The sequence below is a fragment of the Oleiphilus sp. HI0079 genome (genome assembly GCF_001635105.1).
The window spans coordinates 1-2841 of the sequence record NZ_LWFT01000632.1 but is presented as its reverse complement, the minus strand read 5'-3'; the positions used below and the strand labels follow the sequence as shown (position 1 = coordinate 2841).

General features: G+C 45.2%; 3 protein-coding genes and 1 pseudogene. All 4 read left to right on the top strand.

The features are described 5' to 3' along the window. Nucleotides 1-239, top strand: a pseudogene (locus A3750_RS11465) (trigger factor); the annotation flags it as partial. A gap of 131 nt (nt 240-370) precedes the next feature. After that, nucleotides 371-1000 carry an ATP-dependent Clp endopeptidase proteolytic subunit ClpP gene (clpP, locus tag A3750_RS11460; protein WP_068466472.1) on the top strand — a complete coding sequence of 210 codons (630 nt, stop codon included), beginning with the start codon at nt 371-373 and terminating at the stop codon, nt 998-1000. Between the two features lie 89 nt (nt 1001-1089). Continuing rightward, nucleotides 1090-2376 carry an ATP-dependent Clp protease ATP-binding subunit ClpX gene (clpX, locus tag A3750_RS11455; protein ID WP_068455121.1) on the top strand — a complete coding sequence of 429 codons (1287 nt, stop codon included), beginning with the start codon at nt 1090-1092 and terminating at the stop codon, nt 2374-2376. Between the two features lie 148 nt (nt 2377-2524). Beyond that, the coding region (locus A3750_RS11450) for an LON peptidase substrate-binding domain-containing protein (RefSeq protein WP_197475003.1) at nt 2525-2841 on the top strand (317 nt) is incomplete at its 3' end.

Below are 2841 nucleotides of genomic sequence, written 5' to 3'. Positions count from 1 at the left end.
AGAACGATATTAAGGCTGATCCTGCAAAAGTTGACGAGAAGATCCAGGAAATTGCGTCGACTTACGAAACTCCGGAAGAGGTTGTTACACATTACAATCAGGCAGAGAACCGTTCTCAGGTCGAGGCCGTAATTGTAGAAGATGCTGTTGTAGACTTGCTGCTGGAAAAAGCGAAGGTCAAAAAGAAGAAAATGTCCTATGAGGATGCTGTGAAAGCGGCAAACGCGCAAGGTAAATAATTTAAAGCGCGAGCCTGAAGAAGACGTTTTTTTCAGCTACACTTAAAAACAGCCGGTGATTCACCGGCTGTTTTTGATTTAGGGCTTGAAAAATGCCCGACTAACCACGATGTATGGTAAGGAAGAAACTAATGAGCAACAGGGGTTCTATGAGCGATTCACCAACAGTTATTACGAATAGTGGCCTTGTGCCTATGGTCATTGAGCAGACTGCTCGTGGTGAGCGTTCTTTCGATATATATTCGCGTCTTCTAAAAGAGCGTGTGATCTTTCTTGTAGGTCAAGTCGAAGATCATATGGCTAATCTTGTAGTCGCCCAGTTGCTGTTTTTGGAGTCGGAAAATCCCGACAAAGATATCCACCTCTACATTAACTCTCCTGGTGGGTCCGTGACGGCAGGGCTTTCCATTTATGACACGATGCAGTTTATAAAGCCTGATGTGTCTACTCTATGTATCGGTCAAGCGTGTAGCATGGGCGCCTTTTTGTTGACTGGCGGGGCAAAAGGTAAGCGCCATTGTCTTCCGAATGCAAGGATGATGATTCATCAACCTTTGGGCGGATATCAGGGGCAGGCGACTGACATTGAGATACATACGAAAGAAATTCTTACGATTCGTGACAAGCTGAATCGTATTATGTCTCATCATACTGAGCAGGACTTAGAGACCATCGCGCGCGATACAGATCGTGACAATTTTATGGATGGTTCTGCTGCAGTTGATTATGGTTTAATTGATTCAATCATCGATAAGCGATAGTAGTCTTTTGATTGATTCCCTGGCGATGTCAGTGAGCATGGAAGCGCTGATACAGGCATCGTAAGTAACATTCAGGAATAGGAATAGAAATGTCTGACGATAAAAACGGCAAAGGCGAAGATAACGGCAAGCTACTTTACTGCTCTTTCTGCGGGAAGAGTCAGCACGAGGTGCGCAAACTCATAGCAGGCCCTTCAGTATTTATTTGCGATGAGTGTGTGGATCTTTGTAACGATATTATTCGTGAAGAGATTCAGGAAAGCACAACAGAGGAAAGCTCTGATCGTTTGCCTGTGCCGCAGGAGATCAAAACGACTTTAGACGATTATGTGATTGGTCAGGATCGAGCGAAGGTGGTTCTTTCTGTAGCTGTTTACAATCACTATAAGCGTTTGAAGTACAGCGGTGGTAAGAAAGCGGATGTCGAGCTTGGCAAGAGTAACATATTGCTGATTGGTCCAACCGGTAGCGGTAAAACTCTGTTGGCAGAGACATTGGCTCGCCTCCTTAATGTTCCATTTACGATTGCTGATGCAACGACGCTTACGGAAGCGGGTTATGTAGGTGAGGATGTCGAGAATATCATTCAGAAGCTCCTCCAGAAATGCGACTATGACGTTGATAAAGCGCAGCGTGGTATCGTCTACATAGATGAGATCGACAAGATTTCGCGTAAGTCCGACAATCCATCCATTACGCGTGATGTTTCTGGTGAAGGTGTTCAGCAGGCCTTGCTCAAGCTAATTGAAGGTACTGTTGCGTCTGTTCCTCCCCAGGGAGGGCGCAAGCACCCTCAGCAAGAGTTCTTGCAGGTAGATACATCGAATATTTTGTTTATTTGTGGCGGAGCCTTTGCTGGCTTGGATAAAGTCATTCAGGATCGGTCTGAGAAGAGCAGTATCGGATTTAGTGCGACAGTGAAAAGCAAGGAGGCAGAGAAATCAGTTGGTGAGACTCTGCAGGACGTTGAGACAGAAGATTTGGTTCGTTATGGCTTAATACCTGAGTTTGTTGGTCGTTTGCCTGTTGTAGCCACGCTCAATGAGTTAGACGAAGATGCATTAATGCAGATTCTGACTGAGCCTAAGAACTCGCTCACCAAACAGTATCAGCAGCTCTTTGAAATGGAAGGTGTTGAAGTTGATTTTCGAGAAGATGCATTGCGCGCTGTGGCCAGAAAGTCAATGGAGCGTAAAACTGGTGCTCGTGGCTTGAGATCGATTCTAGAAAATGTGTTGCTGGATACGATGTACCACATACCCTCAGAAGACGGTATTAGCAAGGTTGTTGTTGATGAAAGTGTGATTGATGGTGATTCTGATCCGATTCGCATTTATGACAATAAAGATCAGGCCAAGGCTGTCCCAGAGGGATAGTGAGAAGCATTGCTGTCAAAAGCCCAGCTCATTGAGTTGGGCTTTTTTGTTTGGCATAGAGAAAACTTGGAATAGTTGAGCGTGCCTCCTTGTAAATAAAAAGTAAGACCCTATTTACAAAGTAATGCCGCGAGTAGGAGAGATAAGAATGAGTGATGCAGAAGTAAAGAAAGCGAGCGATAGTTTGTTATTGCCTATGTTGCCATTACGAGACGTCGTCGTCTTTCCGTCTATGGTAGCTCCTTTGTTTGTAGGTCGCGAGAAGTCAATTCTTGCTCTAGAAGCTGCGATGGAAGCGGACAAGCAATTGTTGCTCGTCACCCAGAAAGATGCTGGTCACGATGATCCGGGCCTTGATGAGCTCTATGGTGTCGGTACTCTAGCAACCATATTACAGATGTTGAAACTACCTGATGGCACTGTGAAGGTATTGGTTGAGGGAGAGAAACGCGTGGTTATCGATTC

What these genes read in the sequence shown, in the direction of transcription:
- clpP (WP_068466472.1), top strand. Translation starts at nt 371, where the DNA reads ATGAGCAACAGGGGTTCTATGAGCGATTCACCAACAGTTATTACGAAT.
- clpX (WP_068455121.1), top strand. Translation starts at nt 1,090, where the DNA reads ATGTCTGACGATAAAAACGGCAAAGGCGAAGATAACGGCAAGCTACTT.